At 64.5% G+C, this 25,010-nt stretch carries 23 protein-coding genes; 12 read left to right on the top strand and 11 right to left on the bottom strand.

All coding sequences use genetic code 11. The annotated features are described in order from the left end of the window. Positions 1–161: 161 nt before the first annotated feature. The 3 genes from MAFF_RS14875 to MAFF_RS14865 all read left to right on the top strand — a co-directional run bounded on the left by MAFF_RS14875 (position 162) and on the right by MAFF_RS14865 (position 2,025). On the top strand, positions 162–806 hold the full coding sequence (locus tag MAFF_RS14875) for a hypothetical protein (RefSeq protein ID WP_010911738.1): 645 nt from the start codon (positions 162–164) through the stop codon (positions 804–806). 186 nt (positions 807–992) lie between these two features. Further along, positions 993–1,535 carry a hypoxanthine phosphoribosyltransferase gene (gene hpt / locus MAFF_RS14870; RefSeq protein ID WP_010911737.1) on the top strand — a complete coding sequence of 181 codons (543 nt, stop codon included), beginning with the start codon at positions 993–995 and terminating at the stop codon, positions 1,533–1,535. Positions 1,536–1,653: 118 nt separating this feature from the next. Beyond that, positions 1,654–2,025, top strand: a complete 372-nt coding sequence (locus MAFF_RS14865; RefSeq protein WP_010911735.1) for a response regulator — start codon at positions 1,654–1,656, stop codon at positions 2,023–2,025. Here the strand turns inward: MAFF_RS14865 and MAFF_RS14860 are convergent, their stop codons facing one another. After that, complete coding sequence (locus MAFF_RS14860; RefSeq protein ID WP_010911734.1) at positions 2,026–2,973, bottom strand: DMT family transporter; 948 nt, start codon at positions 2,971–2,973, stop codon at positions 2,026–2,028. It abuts the gene before it with no gap. A gap of 224 nt (positions 2,974–3,197) precedes the next feature. On the opposite strand from MAFF_RS14860, the gene MAFF_RS14855 reads away from it, so the two are divergent. After that, positions 3,198–4,061, top strand: coding sequence for a LysR family transcriptional regulator (locus tag MAFF_RS14855; RefSeq protein WP_044550945.1), 864 nt, complete (start codon positions 3,198–3,200; stop codon positions 4,059–4,061). Here the strand turns inward: MAFF_RS14855 and MAFF_RS14850 are convergent. The 3 genes from MAFF_RS14850 to MAFF_RS14840 form a co-directional block, all read right to left on the bottom strand. Further along, a complete protein-coding gene (locus MAFF_RS14850; RefSeq protein ID WP_044548350.1) occupies positions 4,058–4,429 on the bottom strand; it encodes a glyoxalase superfamily protein in 372 nt (123 codons plus the stop codon). The two genes, MAFF_RS14855 and MAFF_RS14850, sit on opposite strands and share 4 nt — an antisense overlap. A gap of 40 nt (positions 4,430–4,469) precedes the next feature. Continuing rightward, positions 4,470–7,076, bottom strand: coding sequence for a TIGR02302 family protein (locus MAFF_RS14845; RefSeq protein ID WP_010911731.1), 2,607 nt, complete (start codon positions 7,074–7,076; stop codon positions 4,470–4,472). Positions 7,077–7,191: 115 nt separating this feature from the next. Beyond that, complete coding sequence (locus MAFF_RS14840; protein ID WP_010911730.1) at positions 7,192–8,133, bottom strand: threonine/serine dehydratase; 942 nt, start codon at positions 8,131–8,133, stop codon at positions 7,192–7,194. A 50-nt stretch (positions 8,134–8,183) separates the two neighbouring features. Here MAFF_RS14840 and MAFF_RS14835 point away from each other — a divergent pair, with 50 nt between their 5' ends. Beyond that, positions 8,184–8,486, top strand: coding sequence for an ArsR/SmtB family transcription factor (locus MAFF_RS14835; protein ID WP_010911729.1), 303 nt, complete (start codon positions 8,184–8,186; stop codon positions 8,484–8,486). An 18-nt stretch (positions 8,487–8,504) separates the two neighbouring features. Here MAFF_RS14835 and lysA read toward each other — a convergent pair whose 3' ends face one another. The 3 genes from lysA to argH form a co-directional block, all read right to left on the bottom strand. Further along, on the bottom strand, positions 8,505–9,773 hold the full coding sequence (gene lysA / locus MAFF_RS14830) for a diaminopimelate decarboxylase (RefSeq protein ID WP_010911728.1): 1,269 nt from the start codon (positions 9,771–9,773) through the stop codon (positions 8,505–8,507). Between the two features lie 67 nt (positions 9,774–9,840). Then, positions 9,841–10,047, bottom strand: coding sequence for a hypothetical protein (locus MAFF_RS14825; protein ID WP_010911727.1), 207 nt, complete (start codon positions 10,045–10,047; stop codon positions 9,841–9,843). Positions 10,048–10,118: 71 nt separating this feature from the next. Beyond that, positions 10,119–11,519 carry an argininosuccinate lyase gene (gene argH, locus MAFF_RS14820; RefSeq protein ID WP_010911726.1) on the bottom strand — a complete coding sequence of 467 codons (1,401 nt, stop codon included), beginning with the start codon at positions 11,517–11,519 and terminating at the stop codon, positions 10,119–10,121. A 36-nt stretch (positions 11,520–11,555) separates the two neighbouring features. On the opposite strand from argH, the gene tlpA reads away from it, so the two are divergent. Continuing rightward, complete coding sequence (gene tlpA / locus MAFF_RS14815) at positions 11,556–12,236, top strand: thiol:disulfide interchange protein TlpA (protein WP_044548349.1); 681 nt, start codon at positions 11,556–11,558, stop codon at positions 12,234–12,236. A gap of 4 nt (positions 12,237–12,240) precedes the next feature. Here the strand turns inward: tlpA and MAFF_RS14810 are convergent, their stop codons facing one another. Beyond that, positions 12,241–14,691: a sensor domain-containing diguanylate cyclase gene (locus MAFF_RS14810; RefSeq protein ID WP_044548348.1), complete on the bottom strand. Its 2,451-nt coding sequence runs from the start codon at positions 14,689–14,691 to the stop codon at positions 12,241–12,243. A gap of 371 nt (positions 14,692–15,062) precedes the next feature. Here MAFF_RS14810 and MAFF_RS14805 point away from each other — a divergent pair, with 371 nt between their 5' ends. The 4 genes from MAFF_RS14805 to MAFF_RS14790 all read left to right on the top strand — a co-directional run bounded on the left by MAFF_RS14805 (position 15,063) and on the right by MAFF_RS14790 (position 19,438). After that, entirely contained in the window at positions 15,063–16,415 is a 1,353-nt protein-coding gene (locus tag MAFF_RS14805) for an extracellular solute-binding protein (protein ID WP_010911723.1), read from the top strand. A gap of 105 nt (positions 16,416–16,520) precedes the next feature. Then, the gene (locus MAFF_RS14800; RefSeq protein WP_010911722.1) at positions 16,521–17,405 is read left to right on the top strand and encodes a carbohydrate ABC transporter permease; all 885 of its coding nucleotides are present in this window, start codon (positions 16,521–16,523) and stop codon (positions 17,403–17,405) included. A gap of 7 nt (positions 17,406–17,412) precedes the next feature. Continuing rightward, the gene (locus tag MAFF_RS14795) at positions 17,413–18,327 is read left to right on the top strand and encodes an ABC transporter permease subunit (RefSeq protein WP_010911721.1); all 915 of its coding nucleotides are present in this window, start codon (positions 17,413–17,415) and stop codon (positions 18,325–18,327) included. Positions 18,328–18,337: 10 nt separating this feature from the next. Then, positions 18,338–19,438, top strand: coding sequence for a sn-glycerol-3-phosphate import ATP-binding protein UgpC (locus MAFF_RS14790; RefSeq protein WP_010911720.1), 1,101 nt, complete (start codon positions 18,338–18,340; stop codon positions 19,436–19,438). A 105-nt stretch (positions 19,439–19,543) separates the two neighbouring features. Here MAFF_RS14790 and MAFF_RS14785 read toward each other — a convergent pair whose 3' ends face one another. The 3 genes from MAFF_RS14785 to MAFF_RS14775 form a co-directional block, all read right to left on the bottom strand. Continuing rightward, on the bottom strand, positions 19,544–20,626 hold the full coding sequence (locus tag MAFF_RS14785) for an ABC transporter ATP-binding protein (RefSeq protein ID WP_010911719.1): 1,083 nt from the start codon (positions 20,624–20,626) through the stop codon (positions 19,544–19,546). After that, the gene (locus MAFF_RS14780) at positions 20,623–22,203 is read right to left on the bottom strand and encodes an ABC transporter permease (protein ID WP_044550942.1); all 1,581 of its coding nucleotides are present in this window, start codon (positions 22,201–22,203) and stop codon (positions 20,623–20,625) included. Before MAFF_RS14780 ends, MAFF_RS14785 begins: the two co-directional genes overlap by 4 nt. A 175-nt stretch (positions 22,204–22,378) precedes the next feature. Further along, positions 22,379–23,386 carry an iron ABC transporter substrate-binding protein gene (locus MAFF_RS14775; protein WP_010911717.1) on the bottom strand — a complete coding sequence of 336 codons (1,008 nt, stop codon included), beginning with the start codon at positions 23,384–23,386 and terminating at the stop codon, positions 22,379–22,381. Positions 23,387–23,704: 318 nt separating this feature from the next. On the opposite strand from MAFF_RS14775, the gene MAFF_RS14770 reads away from it, so the two are divergent. Further along, positions 23,705–24,256, top strand: coding sequence for a sigma-70 family RNA polymerase sigma factor (locus MAFF_RS14770; RefSeq protein ID WP_010911716.1), 552 nt, complete (start codon positions 23,705–23,707; stop codon positions 24,254–24,256). A gap of 1 nt (position 24,257) precedes the next feature. Beyond that, positions 24,258–24,896: an NrsF family protein gene (locus MAFF_RS14765; protein ID WP_010911715.1), complete on the top strand. Its 639-nt coding sequence runs from the start codon at positions 24,258–24,260 to the stop codon at positions 24,894–24,896. The last annotated feature ends 114 nt before the right edge of the window (positions 24,897–25,010 follow it).

Genomic DNA, 25,010 nt, shown 5'->3' with positions numbered 1-25,010 from the left:
CTAAGCCTGCTTGTTCTGCGAAAAGACCATCCGCCGGCATGGTTAACCGGCGGTTAATTCCTGGGTTGTTTCGGCGCGTCACGAGGGCTCCGGTGGGGAAGCGTTAACCATTTTTGTTTACGCAAAAGAAACGAAAAGCGAACACGCGCAATAACGGGGCCATGATGGCTGACGAACGAACCGCGCGCCCGGTTTCCGGCGAAATCATGACCGATCCCCCGGCAATTGTCGCGGCGGAGCGGATCGTGCGCGGCCCGGCGGCTGATATCGTTGATGCCGACTATGAAGTGATGCCGCGCCTTGTCCCCACCGTGGAAAGCGTTTCACCGCCGCCGCGCCTGATTGTCACACCGTCCATCGAGGGCATGGACATGCTGCGCAAGCCTGAAGCGCCGGCGGAACGGCCGCCGGCTGTCCGCGGCGGGCCGATCTTCTGGATCGCCGGCATCGGTGCTGCTTTGGCTGCCTTCTGGGTCTCCGGCGGCCATGCGCTGGTGCGCCAGGCACCGTTCCTGTCCGGCGCGCAAGCGTCGGCGCTGACCATCTCGGGCGTCACCTCGCGCGTCGACGCGTCGGGCGCCAATCCGGTGCTGTTCGTCGATGGCGAGGCGGCCAATGACGGGACGGGGCCGGCGACGATGCCACCGCTCGAAATCCGCGTGACCGGCAATGACGGACGCACAACCCGCTATACGTTGGGGACATCCGGCCATTCGCTGGCATCGGGCGAAAGATTCGGCTTTGCCAGCCGGCTCGACGTGCCTAAGAACGGCGTAAGGACCGTTTTGGTTACTTTCGCCGAATAGCGTGTGTCGATATTCAGGTGAGGCCGGCCTGCAAACGGCGGTTCCCTGCGCTTCGGGTGCTCACGTACTTAAGTACGCTCCGCTCCGGTTCTCGGAAACCACCGTTTTCGGCTCGGCCTGACCTGAATCTCAACACACGCTCGGTGTGAAGGCGTTTGGGTAAAAAAAACTTGAGGGGGCGAAAAAATGCCAATCGTACGCGACAAGGACATCGAAGTCCTGTTTTCAGCGTCGGCAATCGCGCGGCGCAATCTCGAGCTCGCCAAGGAGATCGCCGGGCACGACTATCACGATCTGCTGGTGATTTCGGTGCTGAAGGGCTCGTTCATCTTCGCCGCCGACCTGATTCGCGCCATGCATGATGTCGGCCTGTCGCCCGAGGTCGAGTTCATCTTCATTTCCAGCTATGGCGCCGGCACCACCAGCGGCGAGGTGAGGGTGCTGCGCGACATCGACAATGAGGTCGCCGGCCGTGACGTGCTGCTGATCGACGACATTCTGGAGTCGGGTAAGACACTGACCTTCACCCGCGACCTGATGCTGTCGCGCGGCGCGAAAAGCTGTTCCATCGCCGTGCTGCTCGACAAGCGCATGCGCCGCCAGACGGCGCTGGTCGCCGACTATGTCGGCTTCGACTGCCCCGATTATTTCGTCGTCGGTTACGGCATGGACGTCGCGCACGCCTTCCGCGAATTGCCGTTCGTGGGTGTCGTGAAAGGCGATGCGTGAGGCCACGGCCTTGCGCCGACAAGTTCTGAAAAAGCCCTTAACGGCGCCGGAAAAATAGCCCGGTCAGGGGCTGGGTGCTTTCAGGAAAAGTCAACTTTTCGCGGCCAAATTGCCGGCCATGGCAAAGCTTCTGATCGTCGAGGACGATGAATCCGTCCGCACCCTCGCAGCCCGCGCGCTCGAACGTGCCGGCCACGCAATCGATATCGCCGCCGATGGCGCCCAGGGCCTGGCGCTGATCCGCGCCGCGCATGGCGGCTACGATCTCGTCGTCTCCGACATCCGCATGCCCGAGATGGACGGCATCGAGATGGCGATCGCGGCGGCCGCCCTTTTCCCGGCGATGAAGATCATGCTGATGACCGGTTATGCCGACCAGCGCGAGCGTGCCGAGGAGTTGAACGGCATCATCCTCGATGTCGTGCAGAAGCCGTTCACGCTGGCCGAAATCCGCTCACGCGTCGAACGGGCGCTGATCTGCTTCGCCTGATCAGACCGGATCGGCGGCGGCAAGCACGGGCGCTGCGCTCCTGCGCCGTGCTGTGTTGAGCGCGAGCAGGCCGGCGCCGATGATAAGCGCCGCGCCAATCACGGTCGTCGACCGCGGCACCTCGGCGAAGAACAGGAATCCCCAGAGCGGCGACCATAGAATGCCTGTGTATTCGAAGGTAGCGACCCGATTGGCTGGCGCCAGCCTGTAGCCCTGCGACAGAAGGATCATGCCGGCGGAGGCGACAAAACCGCAGGCGGCCATCTTGAGGAAATCCGGCAGAGTCGGCCATATCCAAGGCCGCACCAGGAATTCGATGCTGGGGTGGACGGCGTGATTTATGCCGGCCAGATGGAACGTGCCGGCAACCACGGCGGCGCCGACGAGATAGGCGCCGTTCTGATAGAAAGCCATGACCGTGGACGATTCGGTATCGCCGATCTTGCGCGCCATCAATTGCGAGAAGCCGTAGAGCGCCGCCGAGCCGAGCGACAGCAGTGCCGCCCAGTCGAACAGGCCGGCGCCGGGGCGCACCATCACGATGACGCCAAACAGTCCGATCAGCACGGTCGCCAGCGTGCGCCAGGAGACGCGTTCGCCAAGATAGGGTCCGGCCAGCGCCATGATGAACAGCGGCGCCATGAAATAGAGCGCCACCGCGTCGGCCAGCGGCAGCGCGGCGATCGCCAGATAGTACACCGTGTAGGAGGTGAACTGGATGAAGGCGCGTATCGTCAGCAGGCCGAACCGCTTCGACAGGATTGCCCGCAGCCCGACATCGGCATGGACGAGGATGATCAGGATCGGCAAGGCGACGATTGAGCGGATCGCCATCACCTCGGTCACCGGGTAACCGCTCGACACGGCCTTGACGAGCGGGTCCTGCAGCGAGAACACCAGCACGCCCAGGCACAGGCTCAGGATGCCGCGCACCATCCTATTCTTCATCTGCGTTAAGGCTCCTGCGCGTCCGATCCGAAGCAGCCCGCCTCCAGATCAAAAAGAACCCGCCACCGTTTCGGGCAGCGGGCACGAGTGAGGACTCTTAGATTGGTCCGCGGCCGATTTCGCAGCCGCATATCCAATGGGTAAGGCAACTATCGTCCGGCGTTTGACATGTTGCAAACGAATTGGAATGATGCCTGCAATCAAATCTGCTTATGATGGACAGCATGCGCCCGACCCTCGACAGCGATCTCCTGCGCACCTTCGTCGCCATAGCCGAGGCCGGCAATTTCACCCGGGCGGCCGAGCAGGCCGGCCGCACCCAGTCGGCCGTGTCGATGCAGATGAAGAAGCTCGAGGAACTGGTCGGCGACAGCCTGTTCGAGCGCGGCTCGCGCGGCGTCGCGCTGACGCGGCGCGGCGGCGAACTCATCGTCAACGCCCGCCGCATCGTCTCGCTGCTCGACGAAACGGCGGCGTCGATGGCGGCGCCGCCGCTCGGCGGGCCGGTGCGCATCGGCATTCCTGAGGAATATGGCCACGCCATCCTGTCGCGCGCGCTCGGCGCGTTTTCGAAACGCCACACCAAGGTCGAGGTCACCGTGCGCTACGCGCATTCGGAGGCGCAGCTGGCGGCACTCGCCGCCGGCGAACTCGATCTGTGCGTGGTGTTCGAATGGCAGGATCCGGCCGGCGGCGAAGTGCTGATGCACGACCCGACGGTCTGGGTGACGTCGACCCTGCACCACATGCACGAGGAACGGCCGGTGCCGATCGCGCTCTACAACCGGGTCAGTTGGTGCAAGGACTTCGCCATCAAGTCTCTGGAGCAGCGCGGGCTTGCCTATCGCGTCGCCTATACCAGCGACACCACCGGTGGTCTGAAGCTCGCGGTCACCTCAGGACTGGCGATCGCGCCGATCTCGCGCAGCAACATTCCGGACGGCTGCCGCGAACTGACGTCCGCCGACGGGTTCGGTGACATCGATGCCTCCAATGTGGTGATGCATCGCAACCCGAACGCGTCAGGCGAGGCGATCGACGGCATGCAGGAGGCGATCCGCGAGGCGTTCGTCAACCGGCAAGGTTAGTCTCTCACATCCTCATAGAAGGTCAGGCGGTTGCCGAACGGATCGTCGACTGTGACCTCCTTCGTCTTCCAAGGCGTCTCCTCCAACCCAGGCCTGGCAAAGCGGTACTTTCTTTCGGTCAACTCGTGATGAAGCTCCGCAATGTCGGTCGTCTCGATCCGGATGTGAGAGCCCGGCGTGCCGTCGCCATGATGTTCACTCAGATGCAAGACGCAGCCGTCGCGGTAAATGCCTGTGTAGAGCGGCGCGTTGTCTTCGAAGCGGTGTTCGAACTGCACTTCGAAACCGAGAAAACCGACGTAGAATTCATGCGCCTTGGCAACATCGAAGATGCGCAGGACGGGCGTGACAGTACCGAGCCTCGGCATGTGTTGGAACCGTTCGAGAGGGGGTGGGCGGGGGGCGATCCTACTTCAGCTCGAGCAGCCGTTCGAGATAGCTGCGCTCGATATCGGGGCTGAGCGCGTTGCCGAGCCGCTTGCGGATCGCCTCCAGGATCTGGCGGGCGCGTTGGACGTCGATCTCGTCGGGGACCTTCACCGAATCGCCGAAATCGGGACCCTGGCTGGCGCGCGGCCGGCCGAGCGGGTCACGGTCGGCATTCTGCTGACGCCCGCCCTCCTGGCTGCCGCCCTGGTCGCCCTGCATGGCTTGCATCTGCTTCATCATGTCCTTGGCGCCCTTGCGCAGCGCCTCGAGCGCCCGGCCCTGGTGGCCGACGGCCTCGTCGCCCTGGCCCTCGCCAAGCGCCTGCTCGGCGCTGCCCATCGACTTGCCGGCCTCGCCAAATCCTTCATTGGGCTCCATGCCCATGCCTTCGAGGTTCTTCTTCAGCTGCTCGAGATCGCTCTTCAGCTGGCCCTGGCCTTCCTGCAATTGCTTCAGCGCATCGGAGAATTCCTGCGGCGTCATCGGCTTTTGCCTGGCGAGCGGATCGCGGTCCTCGCCGACGCCTGGCTTGTCCTGGTCCTCGCCGCCGCCTTGGCCAAGCTGCTCGTCGCGGTTCTGTCCGCGCTGGCGCTCGCCGCGCTGCATTTGGTCCATGCGGAAGGTGTCGTTCATCATCTCCTGCTGGCGCCGCAGGATCTCGCCGAGCTTGTCCATCTGCTGGCGCATCTGGCTGTCCTGCTCGCCGCCTTGCTGTTGGCGGCCGGCCTGGAGATTGTTCATCATGTCCTGCAGCTGCGACAGCAATTGCTGCGCCTTGTCGCGGTCGCCCGACTTCGCCAGGTTCTCGATCTGGTCCATCATCCGGTCGATGTCGCTCTGGCGCAGTTCCTGGCCGTTCTGCTGCATCTGTGGCGCGTTCGGGTTCTGCTTGGCGCGTTCGGCGAATTCCTGCAGGAACTGGTTCATCGCCTCGCGCAGTTCCTTCATCGCCTTCTCGATTTCCTGGTCGCTGGCGCCGTTCTTGATGGCGTCCTGCAGCGCCTGCTGCGCCTGGCGCAGCCGCTTTTCGGCGGCCGACAGGTTGCCCTCCTCGATGCCGAGCGCGATTTCCCAGAGATAGGCGACCTCGCCGCGCAGCTGATCGTCGTTGCCGGCCAGTTTCAGCCGGCTGCGCGCGCTCATGATGGCGAGATAGTGGGACATGTTGTCGAACGTGTCTTCCGGCCGCAGCGTGATGGCGTCTATCAGGTCGAGCACGTGAGGCTTGGCATTGGCGTCGAGCGCCAGCAGGCGGCGTTGTTCGATCACCGCCCTCGCCAGCGGGTTGGCGAAAGGCCGCTCCGGCATCACGAGCGTCTTGGTTTCGCTGGACGCGGTGTGGCCGGCATCATCGGTGGCGACCAGCGTCAGCTTGATGCTGCCGCCGGCCCAGACATGCTCGGTCAGGTCCTTGGTGGTCTTGGCGGCATTGGACTTGCCGCCGCGGCGCGGCAGCGCCAACGGCATTTCGGGTGGGCCGTAGAGCGGATGCGCGCCCGGTGCCAGCGGGTCGGCCAGCGTGAAGACCGCCTTGGCGGTGGCGGCGCCATAATCGTCGTCGATCTGGTAGTTGAGCTCGAATGCGCCGTTGGCGGCGCGCTTGGGCTCGCCGACGAAACGGATCTGCGGCGGTTTGTCCGCGATCACGGCGAAGGCCCATCGGCCGAGTTGATCCTCGCCCGATTTCAGCGTCAGCGTGCCGTCGCCGGTCAGTTTGCTGGTGAACTGGCGCACCTTCGACGGGGATGCGGGGGCCGGCGCCGCCGGGCTTGCGGCTGGCTTGGCGCTGGCCGCCTGCGGTCCGGCAGGGTTGACGACGCGCGCGTTGCCATCCTTGTCGGCATAGGCCAGCGTTTCCTCGCCCGAGCCTCCGGTGACGCGCAAGGAGACGTCGCTGCCCTCAGGCACATGAAACGTCGGCGTCGCCTGGTTGGCGTCGGCGGTCAGGAAGATCGGCGGTTTGCCGGTATAGGCGGGCGGCGTCACCCAGGCATCGATGCGTGGCGGCAAGGCATCGTGCGCGCCGTGGGCGCTGAAGCCGTCGGCTATCTTGCCGCCTGTCGGCCCGAAGGAGAAGGCAAAGGCGGTGACGAGCAGCAGCGCCGCCACGGCGCGCAGCCCCCAAGGATCGCGCTCCGGCACCCGGGTGCGCGGCAGGTCGGCGCCAAGCCTGTCGAGCCTGGCGGCCATGCGCTTCTGGTGTTCGCGCCACAGCGCCTGCGAGAAACTGCTTTCACGGCCGCTTGGCCGGTCGGCCTGCACCAGCACGGGGCTGTGCAGCAGTTCGTTGGCGGCCTCGATGCGGCGGTCGACCTCGGCGGCACCAGGCAGGCGGAAGAAACGCAGCGGATAGAGCGCTGCCAGCCCTGCCAGGCCGAATGCGGCGACAAGGCCGATGCGCGCGACATCCGGCAACCGGGAGAAAATGCCGAACCAGGAGATGCTCAGGAACAGGCAGGCGATAAGGATCAGCGGCAGCAGCAGCGGCCAGCCGCGCTCGACCATCATCGAGACCCGCGTCGCCAGCCGGCTGAGCGCAAGGCGCCCGGCGAGACCGCGATCGCTAGAGGTGGGTCGTTGCGTCATCGGCCCTTCCTGGAATCAGGCGGGATAGCCCGATCCTCACGACTCGAAGAATACCAGCAAACACGGCAAAGGCGAGGCGCTCTCAGAAAATGTGAAGCCCGCCGAATGGTTGCAATCAGAAATTGGCGGGGTTTGCGTTGGCGCCACAGACCAGCACGGCGACGCGTTCGCCGGGTGCCGGCGTGTAGCGGCCGGACAGGATCGCGGCGAAGGCCGCAGCCCCGCCCGGTTCGGAGATGATGCGCACCCGGTTCCACAACGCCTTCTGCGCGGCGATGATGTCGTCGTCACTGACCAGGATGGAGCGCTCGACGAAGGCTTCCGCGATCGGGAACATCATCTCGCCGACGCGCTTCGGCGCCAGCGAATCGGCGGCGATGCCTTCCGCCGGTGCGTCGACGGGATGGCCGGCCTCGAAGGCGCGATAAAGCGTCGGCGCGCCTTCGGGCTCGATGGCGATGATGCGGATGCGGCCGGCATACCAGGCGGCGATGCCGCCGATCAGGCCGCCACCGCCGACGGCGACCAGCAGCGTGTCGATCTGAGGCAAGTCGTTCTCGATTTCGAGCCCGAGCGTGCCCTGGCCGACCAGCGTTTCCTCCTGGTTGAAGGCATGGATCTGCAAGGCGCCAGTTTCCTGCGCGAAACGTTCGCTGGCGCCCAGCGCCTCGGCATAGCGGGCGCCTCCGACGACCAGGTCGGCGCCATAGGAACGAATGCGGTCCAGCTTGGCCTGTGGGCTCACTTCGGGAACGAAGATGGTCGCCTTGTGGCCGAGCCGCATGGCGGCATAGGCTACGGCGGCGCCATGGTTGCCGCCCGATGCGGCGACAACGCCGGCCTTGGGAACCGGCCTTTCCAGAAGATTGGTGAAGGCGCCGCGCGCCTTGAACGAGCCGGAATGCTGCAGGCATTCGAGTTTGAGGTCGAGAGCCAGCGGTGGCCGGTCGAAGTCGGTCATGTCGACGTGCAGCACCGGCGTGTGCCTGATATAGGGCCGGATGCGCGGTTCCATCGCGGCAATGCGTTCGCGTGTGACGGTATTGCCCTGCGCCATGACGATCTCCTCGGGATTGACAGTAATTAGTAACTTGGCAAAATGGCTAAATGCAAGAGGTTGATGTCTTCAAGGCGATCGCCAACGAACGCAGGCTGCAGATCCTCGACTGGCTGAAGGATCCGCGCGCGCATTTCCCGGCCCAGGCAGACGGCGATCTGGTCGAGGACGGCGTTTGCGCGCTGCTGATAGCCGAGAAACTCGGCATCACGCAGGCGACGCTCTCCGAGCATATGCGCGTGCTCACCCAGGCCGGCCTGCTGCGGGCCAAGCGCATCAAGCAATGGACGTTCTACCGCCGCGACGAAGACGGGATTGCCGAGACAAGAACGCTCCTCCAGAACCGGCTGTAGGCTGCCGGCGGGCGGCTTCTATGCCAGCCAGTCGGGCACCGAATCCAGCCCGATCAGATCGTCATAGGTCAGGCGCGGGCGCACGATGTGGAAACGGTCGCCGTCGACCAGCACCTCCGGCACCAGCAGGCGGGTGTTGTAGGTGCCGGCCTGCACGGCACCGTAGGCACCGGCTGTGGAAACGGCAACGAGATCGCCGGCCTTCAGCCTCGGCAGGTCGCGGTCGAGGCCGAGATAGTCACCGGTCTCGCAGACCTGGCCGACCACGTCGACCATCATGCGCGGCGTGTCGGCCGGCGGCTGCACGACGGGCCTGATGTCGTGGAAGGCGTCGTAAAGCGTCGGCCGGATCAGATCGTTCATGGCGGCGTCGACAACCAGGAAATTCTTGGCGTCGCCTTCCTTCACGAAGATCACTTCCGAGACGAGGATGCCGGCATTGCCAACGATCAGGCGTCCTGGCTCGAACATCACCTTGAGACCGAGCTTGGTGACATGCTTCCTGACGATCTGGGCATAGGCGTCGGGCAAGGGCGGCGGGTTGTTGTCGACGCGGTAGGGAATACCGAGGCCACCGCCGAGATCGACATGCTCGATGGCGTGGCCATCGGCGCGCAGCGCGCCGACCAGATCGACCAAAAGGGCGAAGGCGTCGTCAAAGGGCTGCAGCTCGGTGATCTGGCTGCCGATATGGGTGTCGATGCCGGTGACCTTGATGCCCGGAAGCGTCGCCGCGCGGGCATAGACCTGCCGCGCGCGCTGCCATGCAATGCCGAACTTGTTCTCGGCCTTGCCCGTGGAGATCTTCTTGTGGGTCTTGGCGTCGACATCGGGATTGATGCGTAGCGAGATCGGCGCCACCTTGCCGAGTGCCACGGCGCGGGCCGACAACAGTTCAAGCTCCGGCTCGGATTCGACGTTGAAGCAAAGGATGCCCGCTTCGAGCGCGAGGTCAATTTCGCGGGCGGTCTTGCCGACGCCGGAAAACAGGATCTTGCTGGCCGGGATGCCGGCCGCCAGCGCTCGGCGCAACTCGCCTTCCGAGACCACGTCGGCGCCGGCGCCGAGCCTGGCCAGGGTGCGCAGCACGGCCTGGTTGGAGTTGGCCTTCATGGCGTAGCAGACCAGCGCGTCGAGGCCGGCAAAGGCCTGTGCAAACACACGGTAGTGCCTGGTCAGCGTGGCCGTCGAATAGCAGTAGAACGGCGTGCCGACCTGAGCGGCGATATCAGGGATTGCCACGTCCTCGGCATGCAGCACGCCGTCGCGGTAGTCGAAATGGTTCACGAGAGTGATTCCGGAAGTTGGAGCACGATGAGATCGGGCTTGGAGGCCAAACCCGGCCTGATCGGTTCTAGATCAGCGGGTCGAGGATGAACTTCTTGTCCCTGACCGGTTTTTCCGGCTCCGGCGGCAGCGGCTGTTTGGCCTTTTCGGCATCCTTGCGCGCCTGGATGGCCGCCTCATAGGGCGTGTCGAGACCGGCCTTGCGGCCGCAGGCGGTCACGGCGGCCATCGCCGCCAGCAGCGCCAGCGTCACCAAAATCCTGCTTCCGGTCATCGATCCATCCGTCCGAAACGTTTTGTCAGCCGCCGCTTTTAGCCGAGTTCTCGGCGCATTGCACCCCTGGCTCAGGCTTTGGCCAGCCGCTTTTTCCAATAGCGGATCTGCTTCCTCACTTCCGACGGCGCGGTGCCGCCGAAACTGGTGCGGCTCTTGACCGAGTTCTGAACCGCCAGCACCGAAAATATGTCCGCCGTGATGCCGGGATTGATCGACTGCAGGTCCTCCAGCGAAAGCTTTTCCAGGCTCACCTTCTTCTCCTCGGCCAGCGCCACCGCGCGGCCGGTGACATGATGCGCCTCGCGGAAGGGCAGGCCGAGCGTGCGCACCAGCCAGTCGGCGAGGTCGGTCGCGGTCGCGTGGCCGGAGCCGGCGGCCTTCTTCATCGCGGCCGCGTTGACCGTCATGTCCGAGACCATGCCGGTCATCGCCGCCAGCATCAGGTCGAGCGTCTCGGCGGCGTCGAACACCGATTCCTTGTCCTCCTGCATGTCCTTGCCATAGGTCAAAGGCATGCCCTTCATCACCGTCAGCAGGCCGACCAGATGGCCGTTGACGCGGCCGGTCTTGCCGCGCACCAGTTCGGCGGCGTCAGGGTTCTTCTTCTGCGGCATGATCGAGGAGCCGGTGGAAAAACTATCCGACAGCCTGATGAAGCCGAATTGCGGCGTCGACCAGATGATGATCTCCTCGGCCAGCCGCGACAGATGCGTGGCGCAGATCGCCGCCATGGCGAGGAAGTCCAGCGCGAAATCGCGATCGGAGACGCTGTCCAGCGAATTGCGCATCGGCTCGCGGAAGCCGAGCGCCTTGGCGGTCCGGTGGCGGTCGATCGGGAAGCTGGTGCCGGCAAGGGCGGCGGCGCCGAGCGGGCTCTCGTCCATGCGCTCGATGGCGTCGCGCACGCGCGACAGGTCGCGTGCAAACATCTCGACATAGGCCATGCAGTGATGGCCGAAGGTCACCGGCTGCGCCGCCTGCATATGGGTGAAGCCCGGCATCACGGTCGCCGCGTGCTCCTCGGCCCGCGCCAGCAGCGCGGTGATCAGGCCCTTCAACGCCTCGGCGACGCGGAAGCACTCATCCTTGACCCAGAGCCGCAGATCCACCGCCACCTGGTCGTTGCGTGAGCGCGCGGTGTGCAGGCGGCCGGCGGCCGAGCCGATCAGGTCGGCGAGGCGGGCCTCGACATTCATGTGGATGTCTTCGAGCCTGGTCGAAAACTCGAAGCTGCCCGCCTCGATCTCTTTCAGGATCGTGTTCAGGCCGTGAGCGATTTTTTCTTGATCGGCCGTCGAAATAATGCCCGTTTGCGCCAGCATCTCGCTATGGGCGATCGAGCCGCGTATGTCCTGCGCGTAGAGTTTGCGGTCGAACGAGATCGACGCGTTGATCGCTTCCATGATTGCGGCCGGACCCGAGGCAAATCGTCCGCCCCACATCTGGTTGCTGGTCTTCTTGTCGCTCATCGCTATAAACCCGTGCTTCGGAGCAGTTTTGAGAAAATGGCAGACGGAAACAGATTTTTCCCGGCCCCGCGCCTGATCCTCGCCGCTTTGGTGGCGGGAGCGCTGGCCGGCGCGGTCGCGGTATATGTCAGCGAGAGCCGGTCTGGCAACAATGCACCGGCCCGGGTGGCGGTCGGCGGCAGCAAGGACGACGTCGCCTGCGCCGCCAAGAGCGGCCGCGCCAAGAAGATCGCGGCTGCCGCCACCGGCGAGGTTGCGGCCCTGTTGCCCGCCGATCCGCCGCAGTCGATGAAAAGCCTTGCCTTCAATGGCCCGGACGGCAAGCCGATGACGATCGCCGACCATGCCGGCAAGACGGTGCTGCTCAATCTCTGGGCGACATGGTGCGCACCGTGCCGCGCTGAAATGCCGGCGCTCAATGCGCTGCAGAAGGACAAGGGCAGCGACGCCTTTCAGGTCATCGCCGTCAATGTCGACGCCGGCGACGATGTGAAGCCGAAGAAATTTCTCAAGGAGACAGGCGTCGAGGCGCTCGGCTATTTCAGGGATTCGACGGTGGCGCTGTTCAACGACCTCAAGGCGCGTGGCCTTGCGCTCGGCCTTCCCGTCACCATGCTGATCGACAGCGAAGGCTGTCTGATCGCGCATATGAACGGCCCGGCTGAATGGTCGGGGCGCGACGCCAGGCGGCTGGTCGAGACGGCACTCGGATCGTGAGGGATCAGGCCGAGCGCACGCTTGGCTTCAGCAATACGACGCTGCCCTCTCGATGGTCGGCGCGGGCTGGGGTGCGCTTGCCGTGGCCGGTCAGGTCGTCGAACGCCTCGATGGGCGCCGGCTTGCCGAGATAGTAGCCCTGGCCGATCTCGCAGGCCTCGGCGTCCAGGAACTTCAGTTCGCCAAGCGTCTCGACACCTTCGGCAAGAACCGGCAGGCCAAGGCCGCGCCCCAGCCCCAGCACGGCGCGCACGATCGCCGCGACCTGGCCGTTGGTGTCGACCGCCTTGATGAAGGAGGCGTCGATCTTGATCTTGTCGAAGGGGAAGGCGCGCAGGTTGGAGAGCGAGGAATAGCCGGTTCCGAAATCGTCCATGGCCACGCGCACGCCAAGCGACTTGACCTGCCGCAGGGTTGCCAGCGCGCGCGGCATGTCCTTCACCAGCGCGGTTTCGGTGATCTCGAGTTCCAGCCTTGTCGGCGCAAGGCCCGTTCTTAGCAACGTCTCGTGGACCTTGCGGCTGAAATTGGGATTATGAAGCTGAACCGCGGAGACGTTGACGGCGACCGTCAGCGGATTTTTCCAGCGGGCGGCTTCCTCGCAGGCCGCGTCGAGCACCCAGTCGCCGATCTGCCCAATGGCGCCGCTTTCCTCGGCCACCGGGATGAATGTCGCGGGGGAAACGTCGCCGCGTTCGGGATGGCGCCAGCGGATCAAGGCTTCGAAGCCAACCATCCTGCCGCTGCTGATCTCCTTCTGCGGCTGGTAGACGAGGTAGAACTCGCCACGCACGACGGCCTGGCGCAATTCGTGCTCCATAATGCGCTTGTCGCGGGCCTCGGCGCCCATCGAGGCCTCGAAATAGCGATACGTGTCCCTGCCTTCGGTCTTGGCGCGGTAGAGCGCGGTGTCGGCATGGCTGATCAGGCCGGTCTGGTCTTCTGCATCGAGCGGATAAATCGCGATGCCGATGCTTGCAGAGACCAGGCCGCCGCCGGCCGCGACCCGGTTTTCCTCGCGCATGGCGGCGAGCAGCGAGCCGGCGATGCGGCCCGCCGCCTGCGGGTCGGGCAGGTTGGGGGCGATGATGGCGAATTCGTCGCCGCCGAGGCGCGCGAGCATCTGTCCGTGACGCAGAACGCCGGCTGCGCAGGTCGCCACCTTCTGCAGCATCGCATCGCCGGCGCCATGCCCGTAAAGGTCGTTCACCTCCTTGAAACGGTCGAGGTCGAACAGCAGAAGGGCAAGGTGCCGGCCTTTGACGCCCGTGTCGCCATTGGCGATCCGGTTCATGGATGCGATTTCCATGTCGAGACGGCTGGAAAAGGAGCGGCGGTTGGCCAGTCCCGTCAGCGGATCGAAGTGGGCGAGGCGAAGGATCTCCTCCTCCGCCTTCTTGCGTTCGCGGATGTCGCGGACGGCGATGACGTTGTGGGGCTTGCCGCAATAATCGATGCTTCGGGCGATCAGCTCGACGGGAATCCGCGTTCCGTCGCGGTTCCTCAACTCTGCCTCCCATGGCTGGCCCGCTAGGCTGGCAGCGTCGTTTGCGGTGTGTTCGTCGAAGAGCTCGCGCAGTTCCGTGCCGTTCAGCGTCGCGGCAAGCGTGCCGGTCAGCTTGCCCATGCTGTCATTGGCGCTGACGATGCGGTTGCCGTCGCAGACGATCAGGCCCTCCACGGCGGCATTGGCCAGGCCGTGCATACGATCGACCTCGAGCTTCTGGCGACGGAAGCGCAAATCGATCCACAGCGCCGACGCCGACAGCACCAGGATCACCAGCGTGGCGGCCGCGGCCGCGAAGGCCTGCGAGGTCGGCTCGATCGTGTATTCGGATATGGCGATCGAGGAATCTGGAAAGATCGAGACGGCGCCCATGCCGATGAAATGCAAGGTGCAGATCGCCAGTGTCAGCAGCACGGCGCCGACGGACGTCGCCGTCAAGGAAGGGCGACGCAGCACCACATGCAGCGCCAGCGCCCCGAGCGTCACGCCGGCCAGCAGGGAGACGGCGACCATCAACAGGTTCCATTCGATGCGGCCCTGCACCTCGAATGCCGCCATGCCGGTGTAGTGCATGGCCGCGATGCCGCCGCCCAGAACGGCGCCGCCGACGAGATGGTGCTCGAACTCGTCGCGCAAGGTGGCGATCCACATGCCGGCCGCCGTCAGCGCGACCGAGGCGGCGAGCGAGAGCACGGAGAGCCACGGATCGTAGGCGCTGGGTATGCCGGGCGTGAACGCAAGCATGGCAATGAAATGCGTTGCCCAGATGCCGAAGCCGGTCGACGTGGCCGCGATCATCAGCCAGGCAAGCCGGTTCCGGTCCGTCGAGCGGCTGATGTGGTGAAGCAGGCTGACAGCGGAGAAGCAGGAAATTCCGCAGATCAGCGCGGCGAGTGCGACCAGTCTCAGATCGTGCTGGTTCACGATGCAATTGTAGACCGTCAACATCTTATATCCCCAAGCCCATTGGAAATAAAAAACGAAATATGACTGATTAAGGCTTGGCTGTTGAAGGATCGATAAAGTCGCCTGCAACCAGAACGTGCTTTCCCGGCGCATGTGCGCCCGCTGCCGCACCTGCATTCCATCGTCCCTTAGCCGGATAATCATGGCGGCCGATATGGTCTTTACGTCCGCGACAGTCGCCCTAGCTACCTGAGGCGCCGGTGCGTTCGATGCCGGCCAAGCCGCCGAGGGAGAGGAACGAGCAGCTGTGTAAAGGCCGGAGAGCCACAACAGAACTGTCACATACCTTCTCTAAGAGAGCGGGCAAGGACTTGCGCAAGACCCTTGTCACCAGCCACTCAAGAGGGAAAACCATGACCATGATCAAGCGGGGCTTTGCTGCCCTTGCCGCTGGTGCGCTCAGCACCGCGCTGGCGATGCCTGCTTCAGCAGAACCAGTAAAATTCGACTTCTGGTTCGGCCTTTCGGGCGACCTTGCCCGTGTCGTCGACACGCTGTGCAAGAACTTCAACGCCTCGCAGAAGGACTATGAAGTCGTCTGCACCAGCCAGGGCAATTACGACGCCACGCTGCAGAACACCATCGCGGCCTTCCGCGCCGGCAAGCAGCCGGCCGTCGTCCAGGTCTATGACGTCGGCACCGCCACCATGATGCTGTCGGGCGCCTACAAGCCCGCCGACAAGCTGATGGAAGAGAACGGCTACAAGATCGACTACGCCGACTATTTCCCCGGCATTGCGCGCTACTACGCCACGTCGAAGGGCGAGATGCTGTCCTTCCCGTTCAATTCCTCGACCCCGCTGATGTACTGGAACAAGGACGCCTTCGCCAAGATCGGCAAGACCGAAGCGCCCAAGACGTGGGAAGATGTCGGCGCCGACCTCAAGGCGTTGAAGGACGCCGGCTACGAGTGCCCGATGGCCATCAACATCTCTGCCAACGAAAGCTGGCAGCTGATGGAGCAGTTCTCGGCGCTCCACAACCAGCCGATCGCCACCAAGAACAATGGTTATGACGGTCTCGACGCGCGTCTGGAAGTCAACAAGACCAAGTTCGTCCAGTACGTCACCGATCTCAAGAAGTGGTATGACGCCGGCCTGATCAAGATCAAATCCAAGGATCTCGGCCAGGACATGGTCCAGGCCTTCGCTTCAGGCACCTGCCAAGTCATCCTGACCTCAGTCGGCGACCACGGCACGGTCGGCAGGACCCAGAAGGAAGGCATGAAGTGGGATGTCGCCGAACTGCCGGTCTATGCCGGCACGGAGCGTAAGAATTCGCTGGTCGGCGGCGCCTCGCTGTGGGTGCTCTCCGGGAAGTCGGATGCCGAATACAAGGGCGCTGCCGCCTTCCTCAACTTCATCCACGATCCCAAGACCGCGCTGTTCTGGTCGACCAACACCGGCTACATCCCGGTGACGAAGTCGGGTTTCGACTACATGAAGGGCCAGGGCTTCTACGACAAGGCGCCCTACAAGGGTCGTGAAGTCGCCATCGCCAGCCTGACCGCGTCCGAGCCGACCGAAATCACCCGCGGCGTCCGGCTGGGCAACTTCACCCAGATCCGCGCCGAGTTCGGCACGCAGATGCAGGCGATCTTCGCCAACAAGGTCAGCGTCCAGGAAGGCCTCGACACGCTGGTCAAGAATGGCGATGCCATCCTCGACCGCTTCCAGCAGACCTATCCGGGCAAGACCCTGCCCTGATCGCCGAAACGTCAAGGCCGCCCGCCGAGATTCGACGGGCGGCCATTTCATATCTAGTCTTCCGCTGAGAAAGCGGGCTGACGGTTCAATGGCATCGGCGGATCGATGGAAAAACGCGTCACTTTCGGCAAATGGACGATCGGCATCCTTTTCGCGGTGCCGCAGCTCCTCCTGATCTTCACTTTCTTCTACTGGCCGGCCGGCCAGGCCGTGTACTGGTCGCTGACGCTGCAGCAACCCTGGGGCGGCGGCAACATCTGGGTCGGGCTCGACAATTTCCGCTCCATCCTGTCCAACGCCGACTACTGGAACTCGATCACCGCCAGCCTTGTCTTTGCAGGCATCAGCACCGGTCTTGCGATGTTCATCGCACTGGTGCTCGCGGCCTTGACCGACCGGCAGCTCGCCGGCTCACGGCTCTACCGCGTCGTGCTGATCTGGCCCTACGGCATCGCGGCACCCGCGCTGGCGATGGCATTCCGCTTCATCCTGGCGCCGGAGGCCGGCTTCATGGCCGTGGTCAACCGGGTCTGGCCCGGCTTCTGGGACCCCGGCCTCGACGGCGCTGACGCCATGGCTTCGATCATCGTTGCCTTTTCGTGGAAATATGTCGGCTACAACTTCATCTTCTTCCTCGCAGCGTTCCAGGCCATCCCGCGTTCGCTGATCGAGGCGGCGGCCATGGACGGTTCCGGCGTCATCAGGCGCTTCTGGGACATACAGTTCCCGCTGATCACGCCGACCATCTTCTTCCTGCTGGTCATCAACATCACCGAGAGTTTTCAGGACTCCTTCGGCATCGTCGACATCATGACCGCTGGCGGTCCGGCCAACGCCACCAATCTGATGGTCTACAAGATCTATTCCGACGGCTTCAAAGGCCTCGATTATTCAGGCGCCGCCGCGCAGAGCATCATCCTGATGCTGCTCATCGTCGTGCTCACCATCTTCCAGTTCCGCTTCATCGAGCGGCGCGTGCACTACAGGTAAGATGGATATGGTTGAGCGCACCCCGTTCCTCAATTTCTTCACGCATCTGATCCTGTTCATCGGCTTCGTCTTTTGCATCGCGCCGTTCGTGGTCGTGGCGATCGCGGCGTCGCACAACCTCAAGGATGTCAACGATGTGCCGATGTCGCTGCTGCCGGGCAGCGACTTCTGGGTCAACATCAAGACCGCCTGGACGACCGCCGATCTCGGTCCCAAGCTGCTCAACAGCTTCATCATGGCGACAGGCGTCGCCGCCGGCAAAGTGATCATCTCGGCGCTCACCGCCTTCTCGATCGTCTACTTCCGCTATCCCGGCCGCATGCTGATCTTCTGGCTGATCTTCATCACGCTGATGCTGCCGCTCGAAGTGCGTATCGTGCCGACCTACGCCGTGGTCGCCAACGTGCTCGAGCCCTATCAGGCGATCCTGGACCTGACCGGGCTTTCCTGGCTGATCGAGAAAGTCTCGGGCGTGCAGGTCCAGCTCAGCCTCGGACTGCTCAATTCCTATAGCGGACTGATCCTGCCGCTGGTCGCCACCGCGACCGGCACGTTCCTCTACCGGCAGTTCTTCCTGACCGTGCCGGACGAACTGACCGAGGCCGCCCGCATGGACGGCGCAGGGGCGCTGCGGTTCTTCATCGATATCCTGCTGCCGCTGTCGCGCAACAACATGGCGGCGCTCGGCACCATCATGTTCCTGTGGGCCTGGAACCAGTATCTGTGGCCACTGCTCATCACCACGGACCAGTCGCATACGATGGCGGTGACCGAGCTCAAACAATTGATCCCCAATGTCGGCGGCGTTCCGGAATGGCACATCGCCATGGCCGGCACGCTGATCGTCATGCTGCCGCCGCTGATCGTCGTGGTGCTGATGCAGCGCTGGTTCGTGCGCGGCCTGATCGCCACCGAGAAGTAAGGAGACAAAAATGGCCTCCATCACAATACGCGGCGTCAAGAAGAACTACGCCAAGACGCAGGTCGTGCACGGCGTCGACCTCGACTTCGCCTCGGGCGAATTCGTCGTCATCCTGGGACCGTCCGGCTGCGGCAAGTCCACGCTGCTTAGGATGATTGCCGGGCTGGAAGAGATTTCCGATGGCGAGATCTCGATCGACGGCACGGTGGTCAACAAACTCGAACCGCGCGAGCGCGGCTGCGCCATGGTGTTCCAGAACTATGCGCTCTATCCGCATATGAGTGTGGCGCAGAACATCGGCTATTCGCTCAAGGTCGCCGGCGTTCCCTCGGCCGAGCGTACTCAGCGCATTCAGGCGGTCGCCCGCACGCTGGAGCTCGAACATCTGCTCGACCGCAAGCCGATGGCGCTTTCCGGCGGCCAGAGGCAGCGCGTCGCCATGGGCCGCGCCATGATCCGCGAGCCAAAGGTGTTCCTGTTCGACGAGCCGCTGTCCAATCTCGACGCCAAGCTGCGCGTGCAGATGCGTTCGGAAATCCGCAAGCTGCATCGCCGGCTGAACGCCACCTCCGTCTTCGTCACCCACGACCAGGTCGAGGCGATGACGCTGGCCGATCGGCTGGTGGTGATGAATGGCGGACGCGTTGAGCAGGTCGGCACGCCGGGTGAGATCTACACCCGCCCGGCCAGCCGCTTCGTCGCCACCTTCGTCGGCGCGCCGGCCATGAACATTCTCGAAGGCACGGTCGAACTCGACGGGCTCTCGCTGCTCGGCGGCAGCCGGCGCCTGGCCATGGCACGCACCGGCCTGCCGGTCGGCACCAAGGTCGCCATGGGCATCCGGCCCGAGGCCGTCCGGCTGGTGGCGCCCGGCATCGCCGGCGCGTTGAATGCTACGGTCGACCTGGTCGAGGAACTAGGGGCGGGGCGCGTGATCTATGTCGATCTCGACGGCGCGCCGTTTTCGGTGATGACGTCGGAGGCTGTCCATCCCGAGCCCGGCAGCCAGGTCGGCCTGAAGATTTCGCCGGACGACATGCATTTCTTCTCGTCGGAGGCGGGCAGCCGCCTTGATGTCTTCAAGGCGTCGGTGCCCGAGCCGGCGCTCTGACTTTCAAACGTCATCGAGCGCTGGCCGATCTATTCAGCCGAAACCGGCGAACGCATCACAGCGTGAACTGCGCGCCGGGCGGGGCCGCCGCCGGCCTTAGGTCGCCTAGACGAAGACATGCGCTTTTCCCGACACGGTCAGCCGGACGATCTCGCCGACTGCCGGCGCGTCCATGCCGGATTTGCGCAGGATCAGCGGCGTGTTGCCGATGGCGGCGGCGTCGGGTGGATCGAAGTTGTTCAGCAGCCGCACCGCGATCGTGCATGTCGAGCCGGCGAATTCCGATTCCGTCACCTCGCCGAACAACATGTCGGGGGTGCCCGACATGCCTTCGCGCGACGTGCGCTTCAGCCCGATCTGCTCCGGCCGCAGCAAGATGCGGGCGACATCGCGGCTGTCATTGGTGTCGACGGCGATGCGGCCGAGCGGCGAGTTGGCGAAGCCGCCCGAAATGCTCGCCGGCAGGATGATGGCGTCGCCAAGGAATTCGGCGATCATCCTGTCCTTCGGCTTGAGGTAGAGATCGCGCGGCGTGCCGACCTGCGAGAATTTGCCGTCGCGCATCACCGCCACCTGGGCAGCGAAGGACAGTGCTTCGGCCTGGTCGTGGGTCACCAGGATGGTGGTGATGCCGGCCGCCTCCAGAAGTTCGGCCACGGCCTTGCGCATCGAGGCGCGCAGGCCGGTGTCGAGTGCCGAGAACGGCTCGTCGAGCAGCATCAGCCGCGGCTTCATCGCCATGGCGCGGGCGAGCGCCACGCGCTGCTGCTGGCCGCCGGAAAGTTCGTGCGGGCGGCGCTTGAGGATCGCCTTGTCCAGCCCGACGATGTAGGCCAACTCGACGATGCGCTCGGCGCGTTTGTCATCGCCGCGGCCCATGCCGAAACCGATATTGTCGCCGATGGTCAGATGCGGGAACAGGGCGCCGTCCTGCGCCACCACACCGATGCCGCGGCGATGCGCCGGGACAGCGGCGCCGCCATTGGCCAGCACCTCGCCGTCGAGCACGATGCGGCCCTGGTCCGGTGCCTCGAAGCCGGCGATCAGCCGCAGCAAGGTCGTCTTGCCGCAGCCGGAAGGTCCGACGATCGCGGTCCGGCTGCCGCTGGCGACATCGAGGTCGACGCCGGCCAGTGCGGCGACCGGGCCGTAATGCTTGTGCAGGCCTTTGATTTCGAGAAAGCTCATCGTCCTGCCATCCGTTTCGACTGGACATAGAGCAGCCAAGTGAGCGGCAGCGACATCGCTACCATGATGAAGGCGTAAGGGGCCGCCGAGGCGTAGTCGATCTCGCCGCTGTAGGACCAGAATGCCATCGCCAGCGTGCGGGTGCCGTTCGGCGCCAGCATCTGGGTCGCGGTCAGTTCGTTCATGATGCCGAGCGCCACCAGCGCCATGCCGGCCGCCGCACCAGGCGCCGACAGGCGGATGGTCGTCGACCACAGCGCGTTGAGCGGGCGCCTGCCGAGGCTGGACGCGGCGCGCTCGAGCTCGACCGGCGCTTGGGCGATCGAGGCGCGCAGGCTGACCAGGGCGCGCGGCAGGAACATGAGGGCATAGGCGACCAGGATGGTGAACAGCGTCTGATAGAGCGGAAGCGCGATGCGCACGGTGATGGTGACCAGCGCCAGCGCGATGACGACACCCGGTAGCGAGCCGACGATGTAGTTGCAACCCTCCAGCAGGCGCTGCAGCGGCCCCGGCGCGCGGATCGAGATCCAGGCCATCGGCATGGCGGCGACAGTGGCAAGCAGTGCCCCGGCAAGCGACAGGAACAGCGTCTGGCCGAGCGCCAGGCCAATCTCGTCGAGACGCCAGACCTCGGCGCCGCCGGCGATGAGCCAGCGGCCAATGGTGACGAACGGCACGCCAAGCGCCAGCAGCGTGGTGACGACCAGCAAGGCCAGGCTCGGCATGGTGGCGCGGCCGAGGTTTGTGCGCTGCTGGTAGCGCGCCGCGCCGGAGCCGACACGGGCATAACGCTCCTCGCCGCGCATCAGCACTTCGAGGCCCAGAAGCACGAAGCAGCAGGTCACCAGCACGCCGGCCAGCATGTTGGCGGCCGGTCCGTTGAAGGTCGACTGGAACTGATCGACGATGGCGGTGGTGAAGGTGTCGAAGCGGATGAAGACGTAGAGGCCGTATTCGGCCAGCAGATGTAGTCCGACCAGCAGCGAGCCGCCGCAAATGGCGAGCCTGAGCTGCGGCAGCACGACACGCCAGAAGACGCGCCATGGTCCAAGGCCAAGAGCGGCGGCTGCGTCCTCGAGAGCAGGATCGAGGCGACGCAGGGCCGCCGATATGGGCAGATAGAGGAAGGGGAAATAGGCGATCACCGACACCAGCACGCCGGCCCACAGGCCGTGCAGGCCGGGCACCATGGTGACCCAGGCATAGGAGTGCACAAAAGCGGGGATGGCGAGCGGCGCCACGCATAGCCAGGCCCACAGCCTGGCGCCGGGCAGGTCGCTGCGCTCGGTTAGCCAGGCCAGCGCCACCGACAGCACGATGCCGATCGGCACGGTGAGCAACACCAGCAGCGTGGTGTTGACCAGCAGTTCCCCGACACGCGGCCGGAAGACCAGCGCCGACACGGTCTCCCAGCCGGTCTGCACCGCGATCCAGATGATGAAGGCGAGCGGCAAAAGAGCGAGCAGCGCGACGAAGACGGCGGCGGTGACAAGCCAGGGTGCCGCCCGCCGCTGAGGCATTCGGCGCATCCTCGACGGCAAGCCGGCGCGCGCGAGATTGACGGCGGGCTGCATCAGCTCGGACGCCCCACGGTTGCGGCAGGGTGCCGGCAATCGAGGGACCACGGTCGGAGGTCAGGAACGCAGCGTGTCGTCATCGACGAATGCCATCTCGAAAACAAAACGCTCCCGCGGAAGGTGAATTCCCGCGGGAGCACGGTCGGTTTGTCCTTATTAGGACGAACGGCAACTAAAGCAAGCCGGCTGCCGTCATCAGGTCGGTGACCTTCTTTGAGTTCAGCGTCGTGGCGTCGACTTTCGGCGCCTGCAGGTCGGCCAGCGGAACCAGCTTCGGGTTGGACTCGGCACCCTTGCCGACCGCGTATTCGAAGGAGTTTCCGTTCTTCAGAACAGCCTGGCCGCCCTTGCCGGTCACCCATTTCAGGAAGGCCTGGGCTTCCTTCTGATGCTTGCTCGAGGCGAGCACGCCGCCACCCGAGACCGAGACGAAAGCTCCCGGATCCTGGTTCTTGAAATAGTGCAGCGCGACGTTCTTGCTGTTCTCGCCGGTCTTGGCCTGATCGCCGAAGTAGTAATAGTGGTAGATCACGCCGCCTTCGATCTCGCCGGCGTTGACCGCCTTCATCACCGTGCTGTTGCCCTTGTAGGCGGTAAAGTTCTGCTTCATCGCCTTCAGCCAGTCCGCCGTGGCGGCCTCGCCCTTGAGCTGCAGCAACGCGCTGACGATGGCCTGGAAATCGGCGCCCGAGGGCGAGGCCGCCCAACGGCCCTTCCAGCTCGGATCGGCGAGGTCGAGCAGCGACTTCGGCAACTGGTCGGCCTTGAGCTTGGTCGTGTTGTAGGCAAAGACGGTGCTGCGCGCGGCCACGCCCACCCATTTGCCGCTGGTCGCCTGATAGTCCTGCGGCACCTGCGCCAGCGTGTCGGCATCGACGGGCGCGAACAGGCCGGCATTCTCGACCAGCACCATGGCCGGTGAATTCTCGGTGAGGAACACGTCGGCGGGCGAGGCGGCTCCTTCGGCGACAATCTGGTTGGAAAAGTCGCTGTCGCCGCCGTTGCGCAGCGTGACCTTGATGCCGGTCTCCTTGGTGAACCCTTCGGCCCATTCCTTGGCCAGGCTTTCGTGCTGGGCGTTGTAGACGATGATGCCGGCATCCCCGGCCGTTGCCGGACCGACGGCCAGGCCGATTGCAAGTGCGGTGGCGCCGACAAGGGCGGAGAGGGTGTATTTCATGGCGTCATCCTCGCTTTGGTTGGTCTTGGCGCGCAGCACCTATCGATACATGACACGAATAGTCAACATTATTTGCCTGCTTCAATCGGTCGCTGAGGCACAAAGAACGGCGTGAGGGGACAATTCCATGTGATGACATCCCGGACAAACGGTTTCCCACGAGACGTACTCGCAGGGCCGGGGAGGTCGTCCGGTCCGGGGCTGCGCCTTCAAGACCCGCAAACTTTCGTGATTTGCCCGTAGTTTGGCTTGGACATTATTTCGCCGGCCACGTAACAAATCAGTGCCGAGGCACGAAAATCGGGGGAGTGAACTCTTGTGAGCGGCAAGGACGAGGCCGAGCTTTCCCGGCTGTTGCGGGCCGCGATCGCCGGAGATGAAAAGGCCTATGCCGACTTTCTGCACCGGATTGCCGCGCTGGTGCGTGGCTTTGTCCGGCGCAAGATCGTGCAGGGCGGAGTCGATCCCGAGGATGTCGTGCAGGAAACCTTGCTGGCCATTCATGTGAAACGGCATACCTGGCGCCAGGACGCGCCGGTGCTGCCGTGGATCTATGCGATTGCCCGCTTCAAGCTGATCGATGCGTTCCGGCGGCGCGGTCGGCGCATCGAAATCGATGTCGACGATATCGCCGAGACCTTCGCCGAACCGGAAACCGAAACCGTCAGCGAGCGCGACATCAACAGGGCCCTGGACGGGCTGCCGCCGGCGCAGCGTTCGGTGGTTTCGGCGGTATCCGTGGAAGGCCGCTCGATCGGCGAGACGGCGGCGAAGTTCGGTATCAGCGAGACGGCGGTGCGTGTGTCGCTGCATCGCGGGCTAGCCGCCATAGCCAAGCGATTCGGACAGGGGCGAGCTGGGCGGGAATGACATGAGGACCGAGGATCTCATCAAGGCGCTCGACGCCGATGCAAGCAGCAAGGCGATGCCGCTGCGCTCGGCCTGGTGGCTGGCGGCTGGCGGGGCCATTGTCATCGCGGCAATCGTTTTCCTGCTGACGATCGGCCCGCGCCCCGACTTCATGGTGGCCGCGCACACGATGCGCTTCCTGTCCAAATTCGTTTTCACCATCGTGCTTGCCGTCACCGCCTTCGGCCTGATCCGGGCGCTGTCGACACCTGGCGCCTCAACGGCCAGAGCCGTGGCCTGGATGGCCGCGGCCCCTCTGCTGGTGGTCGTGGCGGTGGTTCTGGAGCTCTTCATGGTGCCGGAGGCGTTGTGGGGCACCAGGATGATTGGCTCCAACATGATGATCTGCATGGGCTTCATCCCGCTGATCGGCATTGGCCCGCTGGCCCTCTTCCTGTGGATGCTGCGCTATGGCGCGCCGACGCGGCCGGTGCTTGCCGGCGCGGTGGCGGGGCTGCTCGCCGGCGGGCTGGCGGCAACCTTCTATGCCGCACACTGTTTCGACGATTCGCCGCTTTTCGTCGCCACCTGGTACACGATCGCGATCGCGGTTCTCGCCGTGCTCGGCGCGCTCGGCGGGCGGTTTTTCGTGCGCTGGTAATGCGGGGCCTGCGAATAGACCCCGTGCACACCGATCCTTAATCATGCCGGCAATTGTTTGCCGGTTGACCATATCGCAGCACCCCCACGCAACCTTTCCTTAAAATCGATCCTT

Origin of the sequence: Mesorhizobium japonicum MAFF 303099 (assembly GCF_000009625.1) — a bacterium.
GTDB lineage: Bacteria > Pseudomonadota > Alphaproteobacteria > Rhizobiales > Rhizobiaceae > Mesorhizobium > Mesorhizobium japonicum.
The sequence above is the reverse complement of the archived record's forward strand: the minus strand, read 5'-3'. Positions and strand labels throughout refer to the sequence as shown.